Consider the following 24,078-nt stretch of genomic DNA (forward strand, 5'->3'; position numbering starts at 1 on the left):
GTCAGTGGCTCAGGATCAGCTTGAGCGCGATGACGAGGAGCCCGAAGCCGGCCGCCAGCGCGGTCTCGCCCAGCAGCGGAGCGCCACGGACCCCGGCCCGGTGTGCCGCGAACGCAGCGACCCCCGCCAGCATCGCGACCGTGAACCAGAGCGCGAGGAAGGCCGCGTCCGTCACGTCCAGGCCGAACAGCCGTCCGATGATGAAGACCACGAGGACGGGGAGACTGCCCAGCAGCACGCCCGTGTTGTTCTTCAGTGCGTGCCGGAGCCGGTGGTGCGCGCTGTGGTCGACGTCCTCGAACCGCCCGCCGATCGCGTCCGCGTAGACGTGGGCGAGCCAGTACGTGACCGAGACCATCGCTGTGGCCAGGGCCACGAGCTCGCCGCTCTTGGCACCTGCGCTCGTGGCGGCCAGGACGACGCTCGAGACGAGCGCCCCGTACAGCATCTCCGCCGGGCCCTTGTTGTGCAGGAACCTCCCCACACGGGTGACGCGCTCGTCCACCTGTTCCTCCACCTCGCGGTCGGACAACGGAACCTATCGTGCCTTGCGCGGGAGCATGTCCGGCTGCCCGCGACACGGCAGCCTCTGCCCGATACGGTCGAAAACGACGCAACGGCGCGGGAACGACTCGACGGGGGAACTCCGATGGACGATCTGCTCGGCGCACTCAACGGACAGGAACGCGATCTGCTGCGCGAGACCGAGCCGGCCCGCATGGAGGAGCTCGACGAGGACCAGCTGATCAGGCTGCACTCCCGCATCCGTCGGGCGCGCAAGAAGCACCAGAAGAACTACCGCCGCCGGGCCAGCGCCGGTGTCGAGGAGCACGGCGGTCGGGGCGTCTCCCGGCCGAAGAACACGCAGGCGGCGCAGAAGGCCGAGGTCTTCGAGGACGCGCTCGCCCGGGTGAGCGGACTGCTCCAGAGGCGCGCCGCCGAGGCCGCCGAGGCGCTCAAGCAGGAGCGCCTCGCCGCGGCCCGCGCGAACCGGTCGACCGGCCCGGGCAGCGGCAGCCCGTCCGGAGGGGGTGTCGGCCCCGGCGAGGCCAGGAGCCACACCCAGACGACCGGTGGGGCGAAGCGTGACGCGTCCTCCCAGGCGCAGGGGGCGGCCCGCCAGGCCAAGAGCGACAACCGCTGACTTCGCTCAGAGGTCGCCCAGCTCGTCTGTCCGCGTCGAGCTCGTCGGTTGCGACAGACGAGTTCGACGCGGACAGACGAGTTCGACGCGGACAGACGAGTTCGGCGCGGGCGGACGAGTTCGGCGCGGACGGACTGCTCAGGTCGGCGTCGGCCAGGTCTGGAGCCGACCGCACATGCCGTAGCGGCGAGGCGCCGGGTCCGCGTCGATGCCGGATACGGTGCCGCGCGCCAGGTGCGGGGCGACGCCACGGAACAGGCCTTCGAGCGCCGCCGCGGTGTCCTCGTTCTGCGGGTAGACGTTGCGCGTCCACGTCTCCTGCCAGCGTGGCGCGAACGGACGGACCAGGCGCGTGGCGGCGTCGTGGAGCGGCTTCAGCGCGGCGGGTCCGAGACGGTCGACGGCGACGCCGAGCTCGGCGTACCCCTCCAGGGCGAGGTCGCGGCGACGGCGGGCAGCCGCGGCGATCTCGTCGTCGGACGCCCCGTTGCCGGGGAGGGTCGCGGCCTCGCGGTAGGCGGCCGGGTCGGCGAGGACCGACGCGGGGAAGGTCAGGACGGCGTCGCCGGCCTCGGGCAGGCCCGCGTTGGACATCAGGACCAGCACCTCGAGGTCGCCGTCGTTCACGGCGCGGTGGACGACCCCGGGACCGAAGGACACGATCGAGCCGGGGCGCAGCGGGTGGACCGTGAACCCCGCCGGCCCGAGGGTGTGGACCGAGCCGGTGCCGGCGAGGACGACGTACGCCTCCGACGACACCACGTGCAGGTGCGGTGACCCGCTGCCGGCCCGACCGACACCGTCGGACGCGGGCCAGTCGTAGACACGTAGGTGGCTGACGGACACGCCACCGGGAAGTCCGTTCATCGGGACAGCATCTCGCGTTCACCGAGTGCTGCCAGGGAGGCGGCCGACGCGGGGTCGGAGGTGCCGTCGGCAAGGACGACCGCGTACGCGAACCGCAGGGTGTCACCGGGGGCGAACGGCACCTCCGTCGAGAAGAACGGTGCCGGGTTCAGGCAGCCGAACTGCTCGGTGCGGGCGAACCACTGCGGCGGGTGCGACGGGTTGTCGGTGCCGTCGACGATGACGACGGTCGACGCCCCGCCGGTGTCGTCGTGCCGGCCGACGAAACCCATCCACGGGCCGCGCGTCCCCCGGGCCTCCTCCCCGCCGGAGAAGTCGGGGGCGAGCAGGGTTCCGCCCGTGAACGACCGCGGACCGCGCCAGAACAGACCGCCGTAGCCGGCGTTCTCGCGGCCGCGCGTGGTGGGCGACCCGATGGTCAGGTCGGCGGACGACACGTTGGTCATCGTCGTCTCGAACGTCAGCACCCAGGCGTCGTCGCGATCCACGGGCACGACGAACCCGAGGGTGCGCTGCTCGTCGACCACGTGCGCCCCCTGCTGGGTGTGCCACGCGAGGTTGTGCGTGAGACCGACCCGGTCGTGCCCGACCTGCAGGTCGGTGAGCGCGACGTGGTCCATCGACCCGTCGTTCTCCAGCTGCACGTACCCCTGCCCGTGCACGTACGTGGGGCCGCCCCAGAAGTTGTGCTCCCCGACCACCGGCAGGGACCAGGCGATGCCCTTGTGCCACACGTGGTCGTGCGGGCGGAACGCGGTGACCAGGTCGCCGCCGCGCGTGCGGACGGGGTGCAGATACGGGCGCGGGCTCTCCAGCTGCACGTCGGTGGGGACGTAGACGTACTGCGCCAGGGTGGTGCCGTCGGCGACGACGTCGACCGCACGACCGACGTCGTGGAGGGCGGAGAGACGGGTCATGACGCGCCCAGGTCCAGGTCGGCGATCGTCACCGGCAGGCCGGTGACGAGCGACTGGTTGGCCGCGATGCCGACCGAGACCGCCCGCACCCCGTCGAGGTAGCCGGCCGGGCGGCCGAGCGCATCCTCGGAGACGCGCAGATGGCGTCGGAACACGTCCTTGAGCAGGATCGCGTCGCCGCCGCCGTGCCCGCCGATGCCGTCGGGGATCGGGTACTCGGAGGCCCGCTCCCAGTGCTTCTGCACCAGCAGCCGCTCCCCCTCGGGACGCAGCGCGTCGCCGAGCGACGTCGGCGTGGCCGACGGGTCGAGCAGCGCGTTCCCGTTCTCGTCGAGCGCGATCGCACCACGCTCGACGACCTCGAGCTCCGCGCGGCCGGCGGTGCCGTTGACGGTGACGCGGTACCCCTCCCAGGGGCTGTGCGCGTTCAGCGAGTACGTCAGGGTGGCGCCGCGCCGGTAGTCGACGAGCAGCGCCAGGTTGTCCTCGATGGTGATCCCCGGGCCGAAGACGTCCTGGTCGCGCAGGTACCCGTCGTGCTCCTCGGCGTCGAGGTACAGCGACTTCAGGCGGGGGTCGGCGTTCAGGTCGAGCGTGAACGGGTCACCGACGACACCAGTGCCACGGGCCGGCCGGGCGCCGAGGCCACGGTCGGCGGCGTTGCGGTCGCCGTAGAACTTCAGGCCGCCGCGCGCGTAGACGCGGGCGGGCACGTCGCCGATCCACCAGTTGACCAGGTCGAAGTGGTGGCTCGACTTGTGCACGACCAGTCCGCCGGAGTTCTTCTTGTCGCGGTGCCAGCGACGGAAGTAGTCGGCGCCGTGCACGGTGTCGAGCGCCCACTCGAAGTGCACCGAGGTGACCTCGCCGATCTCGCCGGACGCGATGACCTGACGCAGGGAGGAGTTCCGCGGGGCGTACCGGTAGTTGAACGTCATGACGACGTCCCGGCCGGTCTCCGCGACCGCACCCGTGATGCGTCGGCAGCCTGGCCGGTCGACCGTCAGCGGCTTCTCGACGACCACGTCGGCCCCGGCGGCGAGCACCCGCGCGACCAGCTCCGCGTGCGCGTGGTCGGGCGCGGTGACGACGACGACGTCCACCGCCTGCTCGGCGATCATCTTCTCCAGGCCGTCGGGCGCGTACTGCGGCAGCCCGGCCGGCCGACCGAGGGCCCCGGAGACGACGCCCTCGTAGTGGTCCATCCGACCCGGGTTGGTGTCGAGCAGCGCGACGAGGATGGCGACGTCGGCGTGCTCCCCGACGATCGCGTCGACGTACATGCCCGCCCGGTGCCCGGTGCCGGCCACGGCGTACCGCAGGTGCTGCCCGTCCGGCGCGGGGGCGAACTCCGGCACGACGCCCGGTCCGGCGGACGTGCTGCTGCTCGATGCGGGACGCGGTGCGGTGGGGTTCTGGTCGCTCACGGGTGTCCTCGGTGTGTGTCGTCGCCTCGTCGCGACGGACCTGTGGAAAGCGTTGTCCGTCGAGTAGGTAGCCTAGGCCGTGGACGAGAACGTTGCACAGAGGAGATCCGGATGTCCGCGCGAGCCACCGTCCTGCTTCACCCCGACTTCCGCGTCGGCGAGATCGACCGCCGCCTGTTCGCGTCGTTCGTCGAGCACCTCGGGCGCGCCGTCTACACCGGCATCTACGAACCGGGCCACGAGACGGCCGACGAGCACGGGTTCCGCCGGGACGTCGCCGACCTGACCCGCGAGCTCGGCGTCAGCATGGTCCGGTACCCCGGCGGCAACTTCGTGTCCAACTACGTGTGGGAGGACGCGGTCGGCCCCGTCGAGGACCGTCTGCCGTTCATCGACCTCGCCTGGCGGACCATCGAGCCGAACACCGTGGGCACCGACGAGTTCCTGCAGTGGGCGGAGCGCGAGGGCATCGAGCCGATGATGGCCGTCAACCTGGGCACCCGTGGGGTCGCCGCGGCGGCGGCGCTGGTGGAGTACTGCAACGGTGAGGCCGGGTCGCGCTGGGCCGACCTGCGCATCGCGAACGGCCGCGAGAAGCCGTACGGGGTGAAGCTGTGGTGCCTGGGCAACGAGATGGACGGCCCGTGGCAGATCGGGCACAAGGACGCCGACGAGTACGGCAAGCTCGCCGCCGAGGCAGGCAAGGCCATGCGGCTGGTGGACCAGTCGATCGAGCTCGTCGTCTGCGGCTCGTCGTCGATGATGATGGACACCTTCGGCTCCTGGGAGCAGACCGTCCTCGAGCACACCTGGGACGTCGTCGACCACGTCTCGATGCACGCCTACTACGAGGAGCTGGACGGCGACCGCGCGTCGTTCCTCGGGTCCGGCACCGCGATGGACCGGTTCATCCGCCGCGTGGAGGCGTCCGCCGACGCCGTCGCCGCACGTCGCCGCTCCGAGAAGGTCGTCACCATCTCGTTCGACGAGTGGAACGTCTGGTACCTGCAGTCCCGCTTCCCCGGCGAGAAGAACCTGCCGCTGCAGCGCGACGCCCCGCGCATCATCGAGGACGTCTACTCGGCGCTCGACGCGGTCGTCGTCGGCGACCTGCTGGTCACCCTGCTCAATCACGCCGACCGCGTGCCCGTCGCGTGCCTGGCCCAGCTGGTCAACGTCATCGCGCCGATCATGACCGAACCCGGCGGACCGGCCTGGCGCCAGCCCACGTTCCACCCCTTCGCGACGACCGCGCGCCTGGCCCGCGGCACCGCCCTCGACCTGCGCGTCTCGGGTCCGTCCCTGACGACGGTCGCCCACGGCGACGTCCCCGTGGTCACCGCCGCCGCGACCCTCGACGGTTCCGACGTCGCCGTGTTCCTGGTCAACCGCTCCGCCGAACCCGTCGAGGTCGAGCTGTCGCACCCGGGCGTGACGCTCGCACTGGGCCGTGGCGTGCAGGTCACCGCCGACCACGAGCCCGCCGTCGAGGGACCCGAGCACGCGGCCGCCCTCGCCGAGCGGCATGTCTCCGAGGTGGACGGCCCCGCGTCGGCGACCGGCAGCACGGTCGTGACACTCGCCCCGGAGTCGTGGACCGCCCTCCCGGGGACGCTCACCCGCACCTGACGGCGCGGACGCGCCCGCCCAGCCACGCCCGACCCAGCCGCTCCTGTGGCGGATGGGACCGGTGGGGCGCGACACCCATCCCACCCGGCACTCGCGTCACCAGAGCGGCTGGTTCTGGCGGGCTCCGGCGCTCGCCGTCGTGATCGGCGCACCCTGGTGCGACGATCGGAGGATGAGGCGCCTCGGGCTCGCGATCGGCTGGCTGGTCGGGCTCGTCGCCGCCGGGCTGGTGGGCGTCGGGGTGGCCTCCTACCTGAGCCCCAAGCCGGCGTCGGTGGTGATCCGCCGCCGGTTCGACCGCAACGGCGCCGAGCGGCTGACCGCGACCGCACCGTTCGTCCCCGGGCACGTGGTCTCCACCTTGGACATCCCCTACCGCGACGACGACCCCGACGCCCGCCTCGACGTGCACCGGTCCGCGACCTCCGGGACCGGGCTCCCGACGATCGTCTGGGTGCACGGGGGCGCGTGGCTGTCGGGCAGCAAGGACCACATCGCCAACTACCTGCGGGTCATTGCCGGCGGGGGGTGCACGGTGGTCGGGGTCGGCTACTCGATCTCCCCGCGCGCCACCTACCCGACCGCCGCGCTGCAGCTGCTCGACGCCCTCGCCTACCTCACCGAGCACGCCGACGAGCTCGGCGTCGACGCACGACGCCTGGTCCTGGCAGGCGACTCGGCGGGCGCCCAGATCAGCGCCCAGGTCGCAGGCATGGTGACCAGCCCGGCGTACGCCGACTCGATCGATGCCCACCCGCGGATCACCCCCGACCAGCTCGCCGGGACGGTGCTCTTCTGCGGGGCGTTCGACATGTCACTCGCCCGCGGGCTCCGCGGTCCGAACCGCTGGTTCGTCGACTCGGTGATGCGCTCGTTCACCGGCACCCTGAACTACCTCGACGACGCGCGCTTCTCCGGCATCTCCGTCGTCGAGCACCTGACCGCCGACTTCCCACCGACGTTCGTCTCCTGCGGCAACGCCGATCCTGGGCTCGGCCACACCCTGTCGCTGATCGCCACGCTCGAGAGGCTCGGCGTCCCGCACGAGACCCTCCTCTTCGACGCCGACCACGTGCCGCCCCTGGGGCACCAGTACCAGTTCCGGCTCGGCACCGACGCAGGCCAGGAGGCGCTGGCCGCGATCCAGCGGTTCATCGCGGGCCTGCCCCCGCGGGCTAGTCAGCCGTAGCAACAGGCTCCAGCGGCGTCGGCTCTTCCGCACCGTCCTGTGACGAAAGAGCCGTGGACACGAGCGACGGCGGCACGTCCTGCTCGGAAGCGTCCTTGGTGAGCTCGGGTCGAAGGCGTGGTGGCGTGGCGGCCCATGCTTTCAACTGTTGGACCACCTCGATGTAGAAGACGTCCACCGCGGCAAGGACGGAGTCGATGAACGCACCCCTGCCGCGGCCGCGCTTGGATCCCATCGCGACAGAGTTTGCGACGCGGAACGACTTGATCTCGCGCGCCGGGTCGACGACGAGAGCTGACGGGTTCTCCCGGACCACGCGCAACAGCTCAGCCGCCCCAGGCCCACGGGCGTGCATGACGAAGGCTTCGACCCTCACCGTCTCGGGCGCGTTCTTGAGCTGCCGAGCGAGCCAGTTGACCCGGGTCGTCGGCCGCCCCTCTCGCGGGGAGTCGATGTCGATGTGGCACGTGACTGTGCTCGCCCGAAGGTCCGCTGTGATCACGAGATCCCCCGCCGTCCCAGGTATGCGCACCGCACCTGCCAATTGACCCGACGACACCAACCCCGCAACCAGGGACTGCGTCCGCAGGTGCGGCTCGGCCTGCTCCTTCCGTGACAGGACGGGTACGACCTCGGCTCCGAGCTGTCGGCCGAGCGTCAAGCACGAGAACCTCAGAAGTGCGTCGAACCTCGCGGCGACCTCGGTGACACCCTTGTCGGTCGCGCGGAGGGTACCTGCGCGCACGGATTCTCGAACGGCGACCCAGCTTTCGCCCATGTCGTCGAACTCGAGGGCGCCGGAGCGTGGATGCTCGAGATATCGGATGAGTTCTCCAAGAATCCAAGCCTGGTCAGGATCCGCGACGCCGCGGAACTCCTTCTGCATCACGGCTTCGGCCAACACCTGCGTCCAGGACAGGTGGTGAAGTTCGACTTTCCGCAACTTGCGTTTGTCGACCTTCGTGGGGTGCTGACCCGCGACGGCTGGAATCTGGTTCGAGATCGTGATGACGGCGTCAAAGCCTTGCTCACGCGCGATGTCGAGGTAGGACTCGATCTGGGGAACGGCCAGCGCATTGCCACCTGTCTTGACCTCGATGAGAGCAGTCCAGGCCTTCTGACCGCGTTTGACTCTTATCAGTCCGTCTGGATAGAGGCGCGACTCTCCGAGCATGAACGGCACTTCGATATAGGCCTCGACAGCACCGGCCGGCGCACCGAACGGCTTGGTCAACGATCGCCCGTACTCACGAACGGCGCACATCACAGCCAGCAGGGCCGACGTGGCTCGACGTTCTTGCTCGTCGGCGCCGTTGATTCCCGACGTCGGGATCAACCTCGCCTCGTGCCAGTTCTCCTCGACCACGGTGAGCTCCTTCGCTCGGGCTTCCCTAGAGATTAGCCACGAGCAACTGAGAAGAGCAGGCGCAGGCGAATTACAGCCATCCGCATGTCGGTCAGGACTCCCGTGGTCGGGCTGCCCAAGTGAACGGCCGAGGTCCCATGGCGTGATCGGCCCCGGGCGTTTCCATCACCAGTCGCACTCCCACCGCGCGATCGCTACTGAGGCTTCCGCCCTGGTCCCGAGTCGCCGAGCCAGCGGCCACGGTGGGGTCTCGCGCCTACCTGAGTACGTCGGGTGCACGAGCGCGAAGGTGTGGTCCACGAGGCTGACGATGACGTCGTCGCTGGCCTCGAAGAACGCCTCGACCCGCACGACCTGGTCGAACAGCTCGTGCGACTCGCCGAGCTCCCGGTGCAGCTCGGCAAGGATCCTCGCCCGACTGGCCTCGACCTGGTCAGTCGATTCGTCGAGACCCGACCAACGATCCGAGAGCTCGAGACTCGACACTCGCTAGCCCTGACGGACGGTCGCGCGGTGCTCGATGGCGACGACTGCCAGCGACAGCAGACCCGGGACGATCACGGCGAGCGGCGCGAGCATCCAGACCATCACCGCGCACAGCCCGAGGGCGACGATCAGCAGGAATGTGCCGGTGAGGTCGTCACCGGCGCGCTTGGCGGCGGTCTGCACGACGGTCCCCCACCGCGCGCGGGGTGACCAGCCGGCCGCGGAGCGGAGCACGACGACGAGCAGGACGGCGACCAGGAACACGGTTGCTATCCGGACCCCGGTCCCGCCGGGCATCCCGCCGACGCCGATGAGCTGCAGGTTGAACAGCAGGACGAGCAGGAGGACCGGCATGCCGATCGAGACGAGCCAGACGCCGCGACAGGCAGCCTTGAAGTCCTCCCAGAGCGCGGCGACGGTGTCGGGCCGACCGTCGAGGTGACGGCGGACGTGGGACACCCCGGCGGCGAGCGCGGGGACGGCCGTGATGACCGGGAGGCTCAGCACCGAGACGCCGAGGCCGACCAGGAGCGCCTCGCTGAACAGCCCGAACCGCCCGCCGCCGAGCAGCGGCTTCTGGTCGGGACCGGGCGTCGCGTCGCCGTCGGGACCCGTCGTGACGTCGTCGGGACGTGCTGTGACGTCGTCGGAGCCCTGCGGTGCGTCCGCCGGGCGGCGGGAGTCGTCGTCGGGAAGCGGGGTGCTCATGCCTCCCAGGCTGACATGCTCCTGCCGCCCTGCGGAAACGCCCATCAGCCCTTGAGCCCCTGCGTCGCCACGCCTTCGACGAGGTAGCGCTGGAACACGAGGAAGAAGAGCATGACCGGGACGAGGGCGAGGACGGCCATGGCCATCTGGGCGCCGTAGTCGGAGGTCGTGGTCTGGTCGACGAAGAGCCGCAGCGCGATGGGCAGCGAGTACAGGTCGGGCTTCTTCAGGTACAGCAGTGGTCCGAAGAAGTCGTTCCAGGACCAGATGAACGCGAAGATCGAGCTGGTGACCAGCGCGGGCTTCATCAGCGGGAGCATGATCGAGCGGAAGATCCGCACGTGCCCGGCGCCGTCGATGCGTGCCGCCTCGTCGAGCTCACGCGGCAGGTTGCGCATGAACTGGACCATGAGGAAGACGAAGAACGCCTCGGCGGCCAGGAACTTGCCGATCAGCAGCGGCACGAAGGTGTCGACCAGGCCGAGCCGGTTGAACACGATGTACTGCGGGATGATCACGACGTGGAACGGCAGCAGGAGCGTGCCGATCATGAGCGCGAAGAAGATGTTCCGGCCGGGGAAGTCGATCCGGGCGAACGCGTAGGCGCTGATCGAGCAGGACAGCGTGATCCCGATGACGGAGCCGACGGCCAGGATCACGGAGTTCATGAAGAACGTCCAGAACGAGACGCCGCCGATGCCCTCGATGGCCTTCTGGAAGTTGGCGAGCGTGAAGTCGGCGGGGATGAGGCTGACGTTGCCGACGATCTCGCTCGACGGCTTGAACGACGACATCAGCATCCACACCGCGGGGTAGAGCACGATCACGATCAGGGCGAGCGAGCACAGGTGGAAGACCAGGGCCCGTCCGCGCTTCCGGTTCTTGGTGGACTGCCGCAGCCGCGCGCTGTCCTGCGTGCTGACGATGTGGTCGGACGTCGACGTGACGGTGCTCATCACTTCCCCTCCCCGGAGTAGTGGACCCAACGCTTCGAGCTCCAGAAGAAGACGGCCGCGAGTGCGCCGACGACGATCACGAGGATCCAGGCCATCGCCGAGGCGTAGCCCATCTGGAAGTCCTGGAAGCCGCGGAAGTAGAGGTAGAGCGTGTAGAAGAGCGTCGACCGGGCGGGACCGCCGGTGCCGTTGGAGATGATGAAGGCCGACGCGAAGATCTGGAACGCGTGGATCATCTCGAGCAGCAGGTTGAAGAAGATCACCGGCGAGAGCATCGGGAGCGTGATCTGGCGGAACTTGCGCGAGGGCCCGGCGCCGTCGACCGACGCGGCCTCGTACAGCTCCTGCGGGATCTGCTTGAGCCCCGCCAGGAAGATGACCATGGGCGCCCCGAACTGCCAGACGGTCAGCAGGATGAGCATCGGCATCGTGCGCTCGGGGTCACCGACCCAGCCGCCGGCGGGGAAGCCGAAGAACTGCTGGACCTGGTCGACGATGCCGTTGTCGATGAACATCGCCTTCCACACGATCGCGATGGAGACCGAGGCCCCGATCAGCGAGGGTGCGTAGAACGAGGACCGGTAGAAACCCTTGCCGCTGAACGCGTTGTTCAGGAGCATCGCCACGGCCAGCGCGGCGAGCAGCTTGATCGGGGTTCCCAGCACGACGTAGGTGAGGGTGACCTTCCACGCCTGCTGGTAGTTCGGGTCGGAGAACAGACGTGTGAAGTTCTCCAGGCCGATCCACTCGGGCGGCGCGAACAGGTTGTAGTTCGTGAACGCCAGGTACAGCGAGGCGATCATGGGGCCGGCCGTGAGCAGGACGAAGCCGAGCAACCAGGGGCTCAGGAAGGCGTAGCCGGCCAGGGACTCGGTCCGCTTGCGGCGCTTGCGGGCCGCGGTGTGCGCGGCCGTCGAGGGGCCCGTTGTCGGAGCCTCAGCAGTGAGGGTCACGAGCGTGATCCGTTCGTCGGGTTTCTTAGAGTGCTGGAGCGTACGGACCGGTCGTCCTTACGCGGTGGGGTGGGCCGCCCGCCGTGCCGACGGGCGGCCCACCACCGGTGTCACTGGGTGGAGAGCTCAGCCTCCGCGAACCACTGCTCGGCGAACTCGTCCACGGTGAGCGTGCCGTAGGCGAGCTCCTCGGCGAGGGTCCGCCACTTGGCCTCGATGGTGCCGAAGCCCTTGACCGGGATCGGGGTGGACTCGGTCACCTGCTCGGCGACCGCCTCCTCGTACGCGATCACCTGGGCGTCGACGCTGCCCTCGGTGGTGTCGACGGCGGCGCGCTGGGCGGCGTCCGCCGGGACACCCTTCGAGGTGCCGAAGATCGTCCCGACCTCGGGGTCCGTGAGCAGGAAGTTGATCAGCGTCGCGGCCTGCTCGGGGTACTCCGTGTTGGCGCCCGAGGACAGCAGCATGGACGGCTTGAAGAACAGAGCCTTCTCGCCGGCCTCGATCGACGGGATCTGCGCCATCGCGAGGTTGTCCGTGCCCGAGTCGGCGACGTAGCCGGCCAGGAAGTTGTCCCAGCTCATCTCGGACGCGGTCTCGTTGACCGTGAAGCCGCCCTTGGGTGCGAGCGAGACGTTGCGGTCGACGGGGAAGACCGCCTTGTCGGCCCGCAGGTCGGCCGTCAGGTCGAGGAACTCGGTGACGTCGGCCTCGTCGAAGCCGAAGGTGCCGTCGTCCTCGAAGGGCGTGACGCCCTTCTGCAGCAGCCACTGGATGAAGAACCAGAAGGTGCCGGTGTAGTCGACCGCGCCGTACAGCGCGTAGCCGTCGGCCGTCGTCTCGCCGGCGCCGGAGACCTCGGCGATGAACTCGTTGTAGTCCTCCCACGTGTACTCGGCCTCGTCGGGGAACGTCGCCCCGGTCTGCTCGATCACGTTGGGGTTCTGGAACATCGCGAACGTGTTGGTCGACGTCGGGATGCCGATCATCTTGTCCTCGAGGACGCCCGCCGTGGTGAGCGTCTCGTCGAAGCCGTCCAGGTTGATCGTGCCGTTGTCGACCCACTCCTGCAGGTCGAGCAGCTGGCCGTTCTGGTTGAACTCACGCAGGTACGACAGGTCGAACTGCATGACGTCCGGGAGGGAGCGACCGGCGGCCTCGGTGGAGCGCGCGGTCCAGTAGTCCGGGAACGCAGCGAAGCTGGTCTGGACCGTGATGTACGGGTACTTCTCCTCGAAGAGCGCGAGAGCCTCGTTGTACCGGGCGGCGCGGTCGTCGTTGCCCCACCAGGTGAAGTTCAGGGTCACTTCGGACGTGTCAGGACCGGTGGAGCTGGCCGTGGGCTCGGTCTCGCCGGAGTCGCCAGACGAGCAGGCGGTCAGGGCGAGGGCGGCGACGGCTGCTACAGCGGCTGTCTTCCAGATGATTCGCTTCATCGTCGTTGAGCCTCCTTGCTCGGGGTGTGAAAGCGCATTCCGGACGTTAGGCGAGCGTTCGAGCGGCTGTCAACGAATCTCACTGAATCGTTACAAAGACGTTGTGCTCCGCGTCACAGTGCCAGACTCGACCCAGCCCGCCGCCCTGTCCACCGGGCGGCGCCCACGATAATGTATCGTTTCAATCCTGTGCTGCCCGACGATGCGCCACACACCCTGGAGCCCCCGGTGACCGACCGTCAGATCCCCTCGTGGTCCGAGCTCAAGCCGCTGATGCGACCCAAGCCCCTGGTCCTGAACGGCACCGAGCGTCGCCTCGCGGACGCGCTGACCATCGCCGACCTGCGGACCCTGGCCCGCAAGCGCACACCCCGCTCGGTCTTCGACTACACCGACGGCGCCGCCGAGGCCGAGATCAGCCTGCGCCGCGCCCGGCACCTGTTCCGTGAGCTCGAGTTCCAGCCGTCGATCCTGCACGACGTGTCCCACGTCGACCCGACGACCGACATGATCGGCACCGCGTCCGCCCTGCCGTTCGCGTTCGCCCCGACCGGGTTCACGCGGATGATGAACCACGAGGGCGAGCGCGCGGTGGTCCGCGTGGCGCAGCGCCGCGGCATCCCGTACGCGCTGTCCACGATGGGCACGACGTCCATCGAGGAGGTCGCGAAGGCCGGCCCGGACGCGCGCAAGTGGTTCCAGCTGTACGTCTGGAAGGACCGCTCCGCCGGTGAGGACCTCATGGCCCGCGCCAAGGCCGCCGGGTACGAGGCGCTCATGCTCACCGTCGACGTGCCGGTCGCCGGCGCCCGGCTGCGCGACGCACGCAACGGCTTCTCGATCCCCCCGGCGCTGACCGTCAAGACCGTCGTGGACGCCGCCACCCACCCCGCCTGGTGGATGAACCTGCTGACCACCGAGCCGCTGACCTTCGCGTCGCTGTCCTCTTGGTCGGGAACCGTCGCGGACCTGCTGGACAAGCTTTTCGACCCGACCATGACGATCGCGGACCTGGAGTGGATTCGCGCGTCCTGGGACGGGCCCCTGATCATCAAGGGCATCCAGACCGTCGAGGACGCCCGCCGCGTCACCGACGCCGGGGCCGACGCCGTCGTGCTGTCCAACCACGGCGGCCGCCAGCTCGACCGCGCCCCCGTGCCGCTGCGCCTCCTGCCCGACGTCGCCGAGGCCGTCGGGGACCGCACCCAGGTCTGGGTCGACACCGGCATCCTGTCCGGCGCCGACGTCGTCGCCGCCCTCGCGCTCGGTGCCGACGCGACGCTGGTCGGGCGCGCCTACCTGTACGGCCTCATGGCCGGCGGCGAGCGCGGCGTCGACCGCGCCGTCGAGATCCTCGAGCGCGAGGTCCGCCGCACCATGGCGCTGCTCGGCGTCTCCACCGTCAAGGAGCTGGGCCCCCAGCACGTCCGCCTCCCCTGACCCACCCGCAACGTCCGCACTCGATGGGCCCGGAGCCCGATCGAGTGCGGACGTTGCGCTGTGGGTGGGTGGGACGTCCGCGTTCGTGCGGGCTCCAGCACGCGCGAGTGCGGACGTTGCGGGTGCGGCGACGGCCGCCCCCGGTGTGCGGGGCGGCCGTCGCGTCGGGCAGGTCAGCGGGTGACCTTGACCTTCACCTCCGGGCTGGTGCTCGACCCCTGCGCGTTCGACAGCTCGGCGCGGTACACGTGCGTCCCGACGGGCCGCCCGGTGACCGTGGTGACCGCCTGCTGGGCGTTGAACCCGTTGGCGACGAGCGACTGCGTGTCGATGAGGACGCCGTCCTCGTACAGCCGGTACTCGGTGGCATTCGTGCCCCACCACAGGTTGGTGGTCAGCGTGTACGTGCCGTCACCGTCCCAGTTGTCGTGGCTGAGGACCGGCGTCGCGGGGTTCGCCTTGTTCACCGTCACCGTGAGCGGCGAGGTCGTCGTGCTCCCGTGCTGGTTGGTGAGCACCGCCGTGTACACATAGGTGCCGTTCGTCCGGCCGGCCACCTGGAGGGCAGCGGCCTGCGCGGCCGGGGTGGCGTCGACCAGGTCCTGCGTCCCCAGCGCGACACCGTTCTCGTAGAACGTCACCGACTGCGCGTTCTGGCCCCACCACAGGTTCATCGACACCTTGAAGGTGCCGTCTCCGTCCCAGTTGTCACTGGACAGGACCCCGGCTCCGGGCTTGCCGGTGGCGGGTCCGGGCACGCGGTCGCCCACGGGGAGCGGCTGCGTGTACGCGATGGCCGGCGCCGGCGGCGTGGTCATGCCCTCGCCCAGGTAGTACGACGTGTGCGGCGGCTGGTTGTAGGCCGTGTTCTGCCACGAGACGCCGAGCCGGTACACCGGGTCGGACTGCAGGGTGCGCAGCCGGTGGTCGGTGAGGTCGACCGTGGCGGCGATCCGGAGGGCCGAGGAGTCGTCGAGACGCGTGACGATCTCCTCGCGCCAGTCGCCGAACAGGTCGGCCTGCAGGGTCGGGTTGCCCTTGGTGCCGTTGACGGTGAGGGTGCCGGTCGCCCGGTACACCTCGTCGGACGTCGACGTCTCCCAGTCCCACTTCGAGATCGTCGGAACACCCGACCCCGTCGCCTCGGAGTAGTCGTGGTCCGTGACCTCCCGGAGCAGGTCGCCGTCCCACCAGGTCAGGAAGTTGGCCCGCGGGATGGACGTCGAGAGGAGCTCGCCCTTCGCCGTCCGGAGCTCGCCCACCGGGGAGTTCCACGCGGCGTCGCCGCCGACGGCCCAGCCCTCGGCACCGAGGTGCCGCGGGTCGATGTCCCCCGCTGCCGCACGGCCCGTGTCGCGGGTGGCCGGGATCGACCACAGGACGGCTCCCGTGTCCGCGTCCCGGAACGTGGCGCCGCGGTTGCGCGACGACGCCATGTCCTCGTGCGCCGCGAACACCTCGAGGCCGGGGTGCGACGGGTCCAGGTCGGACACGTGCATGGCGTCGCCGTGGCCGAGGCCGGTCGTGTAGAGCGCCGTGCCGTCGTCGTCGATGGTCATGGACCCGAAGACGATCTCGTCCTTCTGGTCCCCGTCGACGTCCGCCACGGACAGGTTGTGGTTGCCCTGCCCGCGGTACTGGCTGCCCTCGACGTCGGAGTCGAACGTCCACCGCGGGCTCAGCGAGGCCCCGTCGAAGTCGTACGCGACGAGGACGGCCCGCGTGTAGTAGCCACGGCTGACGACGAGGCTCGGGTGCTGGCCGTCGAGGTACGCGACCCCGGCGAGGAACCGGTCGACGCGGTTGCCGTACGTGTCGCCCCACGCGCCGACGTTCCCGCGCGGCGGCGTGTAGTCGATGGTGTCGACCGCGGCACCGGTGAGGCCGTCGAACACCGTGAGGAACTCGGGACCGGCCAGGACGTAGCCGGTGGCGTTCCGGAAGTCCGCCGCGGCGTCGCCGATGACCGTGCCGACGCCGTCGACCGTGCCGTCGGCCGTCTTCATGGCGACCTCGGCCTTCCCGTCGCCGTCCAGGTCGAACACCTGCAGCTGCGTGTAGTGCGCGCCGGCGCGGATGTTGCGGCCGAGGTCGACCCGCCAGAGCTGCGTGCCGTCCAGCTCGTAGGCGTCGACGTACACGGTGCCCGTGTACCCGGCCTGCGAGTTGTCCTTGGAGTTGGACGGGTCCCACTTCAGGACGATCTCGTACTGGCCGTCGCCGTCCACGTCGCCGATCGAGGCGTCGTTGGCGCGGTACGTGTACGCCTCGCCGGCCGGCGTGACACCGTCGGCGGGCTTGCTGATCGGCACGTCGAGCGTCTGCTGGTCCCACACCTCGAACGACGGGGTGGCCCACCGCTCGATGCCGCCGACGACGGTGCTGACCCGGTAGGTCGAGGTCGCCGTGCCGGCCGGGTCGAGCACGTTGGTGCTGCCGGTGACGGGGGTCGACGTGACGCGCACGCCGTCGCGGTAGACGTGGAACGGCAGGTCCTGCTCGTCGAGACCCAGCAGGCGCCAGCCGACGTAGACCCCGCCGTCCGTCGCGACGGCGACGGGTGCGCGGTCCAGCCGCTCGGCCTCGCGCACGAACTGCACGGAGCGGGCGATCTCGAGGACCGGCGAGACGGCGCTGCGGCCGCCCGGGCCGACGGCCGCGACACGGTAGTCGTAGTCGACGGTCGCCTGCGCGGTGGCGTCCGTCCAGGTGCGCTCGGTCGTCCGCGCGACCACCACCGGGTCGAAGCCCGAGCGCGCGCGGTACACGTCGTAGGCGACGGCGCCGGGCACCGCGGCCCAGGACAGGGCGATGCCGTCGGCAGCCCAGGCACCCGTCAGCCCGGTGGGGACCGCCGGGGGTGCGACGGCGGGGTCGACGACGGTGGCCGACACCTCGGCCGAGCGCGCGCTCTCGCGGCCCGTCGCGCCGACCGTGCTCACCGCGTAGGTGTACTGCTCGGCCAGACGGACGTCGGTGTCGGTCCAGGCGGGGGTCGCGGGGTCGACGGTGCCGACGGCGACGGCCGTACCGCCCACCTCGGAGCGGTAGACGCGATAGCCCGCGGCGCCCTCGACCGGTGACCAGGTCAGCCCGACGGACGCCTCGGTCGCCGTGGCGGTCACGGCTGCGGTCACCCCGGTCGGTGACTCGACGGGCTGCAGTATCTGGATCGAGTTGAGGCGGGCCGACGAGCCGGTGACGACGATCGACAGCTGTCCGCCGGTGACCTGCACGCCGTCGACGACGCGCTCGTCGACGACCCCGGCGTCGGCGCGACGGGCCGGCACCGCGATGCCGCCGACCGTCGCGCCCGTGTTGCTCGTCGCGATCCCGTCGCCCGTGCGCAGGATCACCGTGTAGGTGCCGTCGGGCACGTCGGCGACGAACGTCGAGCCCGTCGTCGGCGGCAGGATGAAGTCCCGCAGGGCGGGGTCCTCGCTGCCCCGGTCACGGCAGGCGTTGGCCGCGAGGGGCACGGTGAGACCGAAGCCGGTCGACGCGCTGTAGGCGGTGTTCGGGTAGACGGCCGTGTGGCCGGGCGCGGTGGGGTTGCCCGCGCACTGGAAGTCGAAGAGGTGGTCCTGGCCGGCCGCGGCGGCCGGTCCGGCGGCGAGCGGGACGGCCGCGAGGGCCAGTGCCGCGGCCGCGACCAGGGCAGATGTTCGGCGGAGCTGCATGGTGACCTTTCGGTGGGAAGGGGGTAGCGCTGGGTCAGCGCCGGACCGTGACCCGGAGGTCGGAGCTGCTGGTGGAGCCCAGGGGGTTGGACAGCTCCGCGCGGTAGACGTGCGTCCCGACCGCCCGGCCGGTCACCTCGGTGGTGGCCTTCTGGGCGTTGAACCCGTCGGCGGTGAGCGACCGGGTGTCGATGAGCACCCCGTCCTCGTACAGCCGGTACTCGGTCGCGTTGGTGCCCCACCAGAGGTTGGTGGTGAGGGTGTACGACCCGTCGCCGTCCCAGTTGTCGTGGCTGAGCGCCGGGGTGCCGGGGTTGGCCGCCGTCACCGTGACGGTCAGCGCCGACGTCGTCGTCGACCCGTGCTGGTTGGTCAGCACCGCGGTGTAGACGTACGTGCCGTTGCGCTTCCCGGTGAGCTGGAAGGCCGCCGACTGGGCCGCCGGCGTGGCGTCGACGAGGTCCCGCGTGGCGACCTCGACCCCGTTCTCCAGCAGCGTCACGGACTGGGCGTTCTGGCCCCACCACAGGTTCAGGGCGACCGTGTAGCTGCTGTCCTTGTCCCAGTTGTCGCTGGACAGGACGCCCTTGGCGGGCTTGGCGGTGGCCGGTCCGGGAACCCGCTCGTCCGGGCCCGGCGCGGCACCCGTGTAGACGATGCTGGGAGACGGCGGGGTGGACATGCCCTCACCCAGGAAGTAGCCCGTGTGCGGCGGCTGGTTGTAGCCGGTGTTCTGCCACGCGACGCCCAGGCGGTAGACCGGGTCCGACTGCAGCGTGCGCAGCCGGTGGTCGGTGAGGTCCACCGTCGTGGCGATCCGGAGGGCCGAGGAGTCGTCGAGACGCGTGACCAGCTCTTCGCGCCAGTCGCCGAACAGGTCGGCCTGGAGCGCCGGGGTGCCCTTGGTCGAGTTGTTCGACAGGGTGCCCGTCGCCCGGTAGACCTCCTGCGAGGTACCGGTGTCCCCGTCCCACTTCGCGATCGTCGGCACCCCGGCCCCGAGTGTCTCGTCGTAGTCGTGGTCGCCGATCTCCCGCAGGAGGTCGCCGTCCCACCAGGTCAGGAAGTTCGCCGCCGGGATGGTGGTCCCGAGAAGGGTGCCGTCCGCGGCCCGCAGCTCGCCGTCCGGCGAGTTCCACTCGCCGTCGGACACCACGGCCCACGACTCGGCACCCGGGTGCGCAGCGTCGATGTCGCCGGACGCCGCACGGCCGGTGTCGGCGACGGCCGGCATCGACCAGATCACCTCGCCGGTCGCGGCGTCGCGGAACGTGGCGCCCAGGTTGCCCGACGCACCCATGTCCTCGTGCGCCGCGAACACCTCGAGGCCGGGCCGGCTCGGGTCGAGGTCGCTCAGGTGCAGCGCATCCCCGTGCCCGAGGCCGGTGTTGTAGAGCACCGACCCGTCGTCGTCGAGCGTCATGGACCCGAAGACGATCTCGTCCTTCTGGTCCCCGTCGACGTCGGCCACGGACAGGTTGTGGTTGCCCTGGCCGGTGTACTCGGAGCCCGCGACGTCGGAGTCGAACGTCCAGCGCTCGCTCAGGGACGACCCGTCGAAGTCGTAGGCGACCACGACGGTCCGCGTGTAGTAGCCGCGGCTGAACACGACGCTGGGCTTCTCGCCGTCGAGGTAGGCGACCCCGGCCAGGAACCGGTCGACCCGGTTGCCGTACGCGTCGCCCCAGGCGCCGACGTCGCCGCGCGGGGGCGTGTAGTCGAGCGTGTCGACGGCTGCGCCGGTCGCGCCGGAGAACACGGTGAGGAACTCCGGCCCGGTGAGCACGTAACCGCCACTGTTCCGGTAGTCCGCCCGCGCGTCGCCGATCACGGTGCCCGCGCCGTCGACGGTCCCGTCCGCGGTCTTCATGCTGACCTCGGCCGTCCCGTCGCCGTCCAGGTCGAACACCTGGACCTGGGTGTAGTGCGCACCGGCGCGGATGTTGTGGCCCAGGTCGATCCGCCACAGTCGCGTGCCGTCCAGCTCGTACGCGTCGACGTACACGTTGCCCGTGTAGCCGCCCTGCGAGTTGTCCTTGGCGTTGGACGGGTCCCACTTGACGACGATCTCGTACTGCCCGTCACCGTCGAGGTCCCCGACGGACGCGTCGTTGGCCCGGTACGAGTACGGCTGACCGTCCTTGGTATACGCGTCGGCCGGCTTGTCCAGGGGCACGTCGAGGTGCTGGCTGTCCCACACGCGGAACTCCGCGGTGGCCCAGCGCTCGATGCCGTCGACCACCGAGCTGACCCGGTAGACGTCGTCACCGGCTCCGTCCTCGTCGAGGACGTTGGTGCTGGTCGTGATCGGCGCGTCGGTGATCCTGGTGCCGTCCCGGTACACGTGGAACGCGATCGAGTCGGGGTCCAGGCCCAGCTGACGCCAGCCGAGGTACACGCCGGCGTCGGTCTGCACGGCCACGGGCGAGCGGTCGAGCCGCTCGGCCTGCCGTGCCAGGGTGGTGACGGCAGGGGTCGTGATCGCCTCGGACGACGCCGACACCCCGCCGGCGTTCACCGAGGCCACGCGGTACGTGTACTCGATGGTGGTGAGCACCGTGGTGTCCGTGTAGGTGGGTCCGTCAGCGCGTCCGACGACGACGAACGTCCCGTCCTTCGCCTCGCGGAGCACCTGGTAGAACAGCGCACCGTCGACGGCGTCCCATCGGACGGTGACGTCGTTCTTGTTCACCGCGCCCAGGCGCAGCCCGGTCGGCACGGCGGCCGTCGGGACGTCGAGGTCCACGGTGGTCACGTCGAGGGTGTCCGTCGGAACCGACTCGACGCCGCTCGGGTCGAGGGCCACGACGTGGTACCCGTACGCGAGCCCCACGTCCGGCGTGGTGTCGACGAACGTCGTCGTCGTGACGTCGGCCAGCGCGACCGGAGCAGCCGCTCCCGCCGCCGTCCGGTACACCCGGTAGCCGGCGGCGTCGGGCGTCCCGGTCCAGCTCAGGGCGACCTCGACTGCGGTGCCGTCGATGGTGAGGTCGTCCAGCGTGAGGGCGCTCGGGGCCAGCAGGAGCGGCGTGATCTCGATGCCGTTCAGCCGCGACGAGGTCCCCGTCATCACCAGGTTCAGCTGCCCGTCCGTGACCAGCACGGGCTGGCTGACCTTCTCCGACACGGCGCCGCGGCCCGCGTTCGAGGCGCCGAAGTCCTTGCCCTCGAGCTGCACGTTGGAGCGGCTGGTGCCGATCCAGTCGCCGTTGTACGTCTTGACGGCGTAGCTGCCGTTGGGGAGGTCGACGGCGAACACGTGCTGCGTGCCCGGCAGCAGGAAGTCGCGCTGCAGGTCGTTCGGCGGCGGCGTGAAGCCGATCCCCCGGTCACGACCTCCCATCCCGGTCGGGTCCAGCCAGCCCCAGCCGATCTCCGGGGTGTACACCGACTGCTCGCTCACCTCGGTGTAGCCCGGCATCAGCGGGTTGCCGGCCAGCTGCACGTCGAACTTGAACAGCGCGGCCTTCGTCGTGACCCGGACGGTCGCCGACGGTGCCGACGGCCCGCGGCCGTTGACCGCCACGACCCGCAGGTCGTACGACGCGCCCTCGACGAGCCCGCCGATCGCGGCCTGCGGCAGCGTCGAGGTGGCGACGAGCGCGTACGCGTCGTCCCCGGCGGCGGCGTCCTTGCGGAACACCTGGTAGATGTCTGCACCCTCGCTCGGCGTCCAGGTCAGCTGCACGCCGGCGTTGGAGACGCTGCCCGCGACCAGACCGGCCGGTGCGGCCGGGACCTCGGCGGGCGGTGCGACGTCGACCACCTCGTCGGCCAGGGGGATGTCCAGGTCGGCGACGTCGCCGGCGACGAGGCGGGCCAGCTGGATGGCGCCGTACTCCTGGAAGTGGGTGTCGTCGACCGTGCCGTTCGGGCGGCCCGGGTAGACCCCGGCGGGCACGTGCAGGAACACGCTCGTCGACGCCTCGGGACCGATCTCGTCGAGGTAGGCACGGCTCGACGCCGAGAGGTCGACCAGCGGGGTGCCGGTCTCGGTCGCCAGGGCGGTCGCCGCGGCGACGTACTCCGGGAACGAGACGTTGAACTTCCCGGTCGCCGCATCGAAGCTGCGACGGGACACCGGCGTGACGAGCACGGGCTGCGCGCCGCGCTGCGTGGCACCGTCGACGAACGTGCGCAGGTACTCGGCGTAGTCGTCGGGAGCGGCGAACCGGTCGTCGACCCCGTAGCTGGCGTCGTTGTGCCCGAACTGGACGAACAGGTAGTCGCCGGGCTTGACCAGGCGGAGCACCTCGTCCAGGCGGCCCTGGCTGATGAAGTTCTTCGACGAGCGCCCGCCGATGGCCCGGTTGTCCACGGTGACGTCGTCGGACAGGAACCGGTCGAGCATCTGGCCCCAGCCGGCCTGCGGTGCGTAGTCCGCCGTGTACGACTGCACGGTCGAGTCACCCGTGACCCAGACGGTCGGCTCGCTGCCGGGTGCCCGCGGGCTCTGCGCGGCGATCCGGAGCTGGTTGAGCTTCGGCGCCGAGCCGGCGAGCTCGAGGTTGAGCTGGCCGTCGACGACCGCGATGTCGAACGACATCTCGAGGAACTGCCCCGCGGGCTTCGACGTCGCGGCGACCTTCGCCATCTGCTCGGCGGTGATCGCGACGTCGGTCGCCTCGGTGGCGTCGCCCGCGACCAGGCTCACGGTGTAGTCGCCGTTCGGCAGGTCGACGACGAGCTCGGTGTCGCCCACGCTCACGAAGTCGGAGCGCAACGCGTCGGCCGTGCCGCGATCCGTCGCCGTGACGGCCCGGGTGTCGACGAAGCCGTACCGCGTGGTCGCGCTGTACGCGCTGGTGGCATCGAGCCTCGTCGTGCCGGGCGAGAGCGCTCCGCTGCCCAGGTCGAAGTCGAGGACGGCCGGGACCGTCGGCGCGGCCGGCAGGCTGCTCACCGCGGCCGCCGACGGGACGGACAACCCGGCCGCGTCGATCGCCTGCACGCGGTAGTAGTGCAGGATCGAGGTGTCGACGGGGTCGGTGGTCACCACGTCGCGCGCGGCGGTCCGCGCGATCTCCGTGTAGGTGCCGTCGACGGCGTCGGACCGCGAGACCGCGTACCCGGTGGCGCCCGCCACCTCGTTCCAGCGGAGCGTGACCGCGTCCGAGGTCACGTGGGCCAGCCGGACAGAGGTCGGCGCGGCGATCGTCGACGTGCCGGGCTCCGGCTCCTCGGGGGCGGTCCCCGTCTGCGCGACGACGATCGAGCTCACGTAGCCGCCCGCACCAGTGCCGGTGACCCCGATCGTGAGCTGGCCGTCGGCGACCGTGGCCGGCCAGGTGCCGGACACGGTGGCGACCTTGCTGCTCAGCGAGCCGCCGCCCGCGCCCTCCAGGGTCACGGTGGTCTTCGTGGTGCTGCTGCCCGCGAGCAGGTCACCCGAGCGGACGGTCACGTCGTAGGTGCCGTTGGGCACGTCGACGACGAACGTCCACGCGGTGGCGAGCACGAAGTCGCGGTCAGCGGGATCCTCCGCACCGCGGTCGCGCGAGATGGGGGTGACACCGTCGGCGGGCACGATGCCGAACCCGGTGGCTGCGCTGTAGCGGGTCGCGTCCGACACCTGCTGGTAGCCGTCGGCCACCGGGCTCGTCGCGGTACCCAGGTCGAACTTCCACGTGGTGGGCGGGTCCGCCGCCAGGGCGGGCAGCCCTGCCGTGGCCACCAGCGCGGCCGCGGCCGCCCCGGCCAGAAGTGCCCGTCGGTTGCCGTTGTGCACGCGCGTCGAGCGCATGGCATCACCCTTTGTCTCGTCGTTGAGAGCACACCGGCTGGATCCTTGGAACGATTCACCGGCGCAAGCAGGACCATTCGTACAGCCGCGATCCCGGGTCGCGCAAGGGTTTCGGGCAAACTGGGGAAAGCGCTCGC

15 protein-coding genes and 2 pseudogenes are annotated in these 24,078 nt (G+C 70.6%); 4 read left to right on the top strand and 13 right to left on the bottom strand.

Annotated features, from left to right (window positions below; genetic code table 11):
• Position 1: 1 nt before the first annotated feature.
• A complete protein-coding gene (locus ASF78_RS19320) occupies positions 2-505 on the bottom strand; it encodes a hypothetical protein (RefSeq protein ID WP_156374242.1) in 504 nt (167 codons plus the stop codon).
• Between the two features lie 144 nt (positions 506-649).
• On the opposite strand from ASF78_RS19320, the gene ASF78_RS19325 reads away from it, so the two are divergent.
• Positions 650-1,144, top strand: a complete 495-nt coding sequence (locus ASF78_RS19325) for a hypothetical protein (RefSeq protein WP_056593399.1) — start codon at positions 650-652, stop codon at positions 1,142-1,144.
• A gap of 138 nt (positions 1,145-1,282) precedes the next feature.
• Here the strand turns inward: ASF78_RS19325 and ASF78_RS19330 are convergent, their stop codons facing one another.
• From ASF78_RS19330 to ASF78_RS19340, 3 genes are read right to left on the bottom strand one after another with little or no spacing between them, the layout of a single operon-like run.
• The gene (locus tag ASF78_RS19330) at positions 1,283-2,011 is read right to left on the bottom strand and encodes a cupin domain-containing protein (RefSeq protein ID WP_056593403.1); all 729 of its coding nucleotides are present in this window, start codon (positions 2,009-2,011) and stop codon (positions 1,283-1,285) included.
• The gene (locus ASF78_RS19335) at positions 2,008-2,928 is read right to left on the bottom strand and encodes a PmoA family protein (protein ID WP_056593406.1); all 921 of its coding nucleotides are present in this window, start codon (positions 2,926-2,928) and stop codon (positions 2,008-2,010) included. The genes ASF78_RS19330 and ASF78_RS19335 overlap by 4 nt, the downstream gene beginning before the upstream one ends.
• The gene (locus ASF78_RS19340; protein ID WP_056593409.1) at positions 2,925-4,355 is read right to left on the bottom strand and encodes a Gfo/Idh/MocA family protein; all 1,431 of its coding nucleotides are present in this window, start codon (positions 4,353-4,355) and stop codon (positions 2,925-2,927) included. Before ASF78_RS19340 ends, ASF78_RS19335 begins: the two co-directional genes overlap by 4 nt.
• A gap of 111 nt (positions 4,356-4,466) precedes the next feature.
• Between ASF78_RS19340 and ASF78_RS19345 the strand changes: the two genes are divergently transcribed.
• Positions 4,467-5,984 (top strand): alpha-N-arabinofuranosidase, encoded by a 1,518-nt coding sequence (locus ASF78_RS19345; protein WP_056593412.1) that lies wholly within the window; start codon positions 4,467-4,469, stop codon positions 5,982-5,984.
• Positions 5,985-6,156: 172 nt separating this feature from the next.
• On the top strand, positions 6,157-7,173 hold the full coding sequence (locus ASF78_RS19350) for an alpha/beta hydrolase (protein WP_056593415.1): 1,017 nt from the start codon (positions 6,157-6,159) through the stop codon (positions 7,171-7,173).
• On the opposite strand, the gene ASF78_RS19355 is transcribed toward ASF78_RS19350, so the two are convergent.
• The 6 genes from ASF78_RS19355 to ASF78_RS19380 form a co-directional block, all read right to left on the bottom strand.
• The gene (locus ASF78_RS19355; protein ID WP_056593417.1) at positions 7,160-8,539 is read right to left on the bottom strand and encodes a hypothetical protein; all 1,380 of its coding nucleotides are present in this window, start codon (positions 8,537-8,539) and stop codon (positions 7,160-7,162) included. The genes ASF78_RS19350 and ASF78_RS19355 overlap by 14 nt on opposite strands.
• 165 nt (positions 8,540-8,704) lie before the next feature.
• Positions 8,705-9,025 carry a hypothetical protein gene (locus ASF78_RS19360; RefSeq protein ID WP_056593420.1) on the bottom strand — a complete coding sequence of 107 codons (321 nt, stop codon included), beginning with the start codon at positions 9,023-9,025 and terminating at the stop codon, positions 8,705-8,707.
• 3 nt (positions 9,026-9,028) lie between these two features.
• Positions 9,029-9,733 (bottom strand): hypothetical protein, encoded by a 705-nt coding sequence (locus ASF78_RS19365; protein WP_082495206.1) that lies wholly within the window; start codon positions 9,731-9,733, stop codon positions 9,029-9,031.
• A 44-nt stretch (positions 9,734-9,777) separates the two neighbouring features.
• On the bottom strand, positions 9,778-10,689 hold the full coding sequence (locus tag ASF78_RS19370; RefSeq protein ID WP_082495207.1) for a carbohydrate ABC transporter permease: 912 nt from the start codon (positions 10,687-10,689) through the stop codon (positions 9,778-9,780).
• The gene (locus tag ASF78_RS19375; RefSeq protein WP_369816353.1) at positions 10,689-11,555 is read right to left on the bottom strand and encodes a carbohydrate ABC transporter permease; all 867 of its coding nucleotides are present in this window, start codon (positions 11,553-11,555) and stop codon (positions 10,689-10,691) included. Before ASF78_RS19375 ends, ASF78_RS19370 begins: the two co-directional genes overlap by 1 nt.
• Positions 11,556-11,752: 197 nt before the next feature.
• A complete protein-coding gene (locus ASF78_RS19380; RefSeq protein ID WP_056593426.1) occupies positions 11,753-13,078 on the bottom strand; it encodes an ABC transporter substrate-binding protein in 1,326 nt (441 codons plus the stop codon).
• Positions 13,079-13,306: 228 nt separating this feature from the next.
• Between ASF78_RS19380 and ASF78_RS19385 the strand changes: the two genes are divergently transcribed.
• Positions 13,307-14,518, top strand: a complete 1,212-nt coding sequence (locus tag ASF78_RS19385; protein ID WP_056593428.1) for an alpha-hydroxy acid oxidase — start codon at positions 13,307-13,309, stop codon at positions 14,516-14,518.
• Positions 14,519-14,691: 173 nt separating this feature from the next.
• On the opposite strand, the gene ASF78_RS23450 is transcribed toward ASF78_RS19385, so the two are convergent.
• The 3 genes and pseudogenes from ASF78_RS23450 to ASF78_RS23460 all read right to left on the bottom strand — a co-directional run.
• On the bottom strand, positions 14,692-18,198 hold the full coding sequence (locus ASF78_RS23450; protein ID WP_056593431.1) for a hypothetical protein: 3,507 nt from the start codon (positions 18,196-18,198) through the stop codon (positions 14,692-14,694).
• 640 nt (positions 18,199-18,838) lie between these two features.
• Positions 18,839-20,650 (bottom strand): annotated as a pseudogene (locus ASF78_RS23455) (rhamnogalacturonan lyase); the annotation flags it as partial.
• Positions 20,651-21,271: 621 nt separating this feature from the next.
• Positions 21,272-23,941 (bottom strand): annotated as a pseudogene (locus tag ASF78_RS23460) (GDSL-type esterase/lipase family protein); the annotation flags it as partial.
• Between the last annotated feature and the right edge of the window lie 137 nt (positions 23,942-24,078).

The organism is Cellulomonas sp. Leaf334 (assembly GCF_001424195.1).
GTDB lineage: Bacteria > Actinomycetota > Actinomycetes > Actinomycetales > Cellulomonadaceae > Cellulomonas.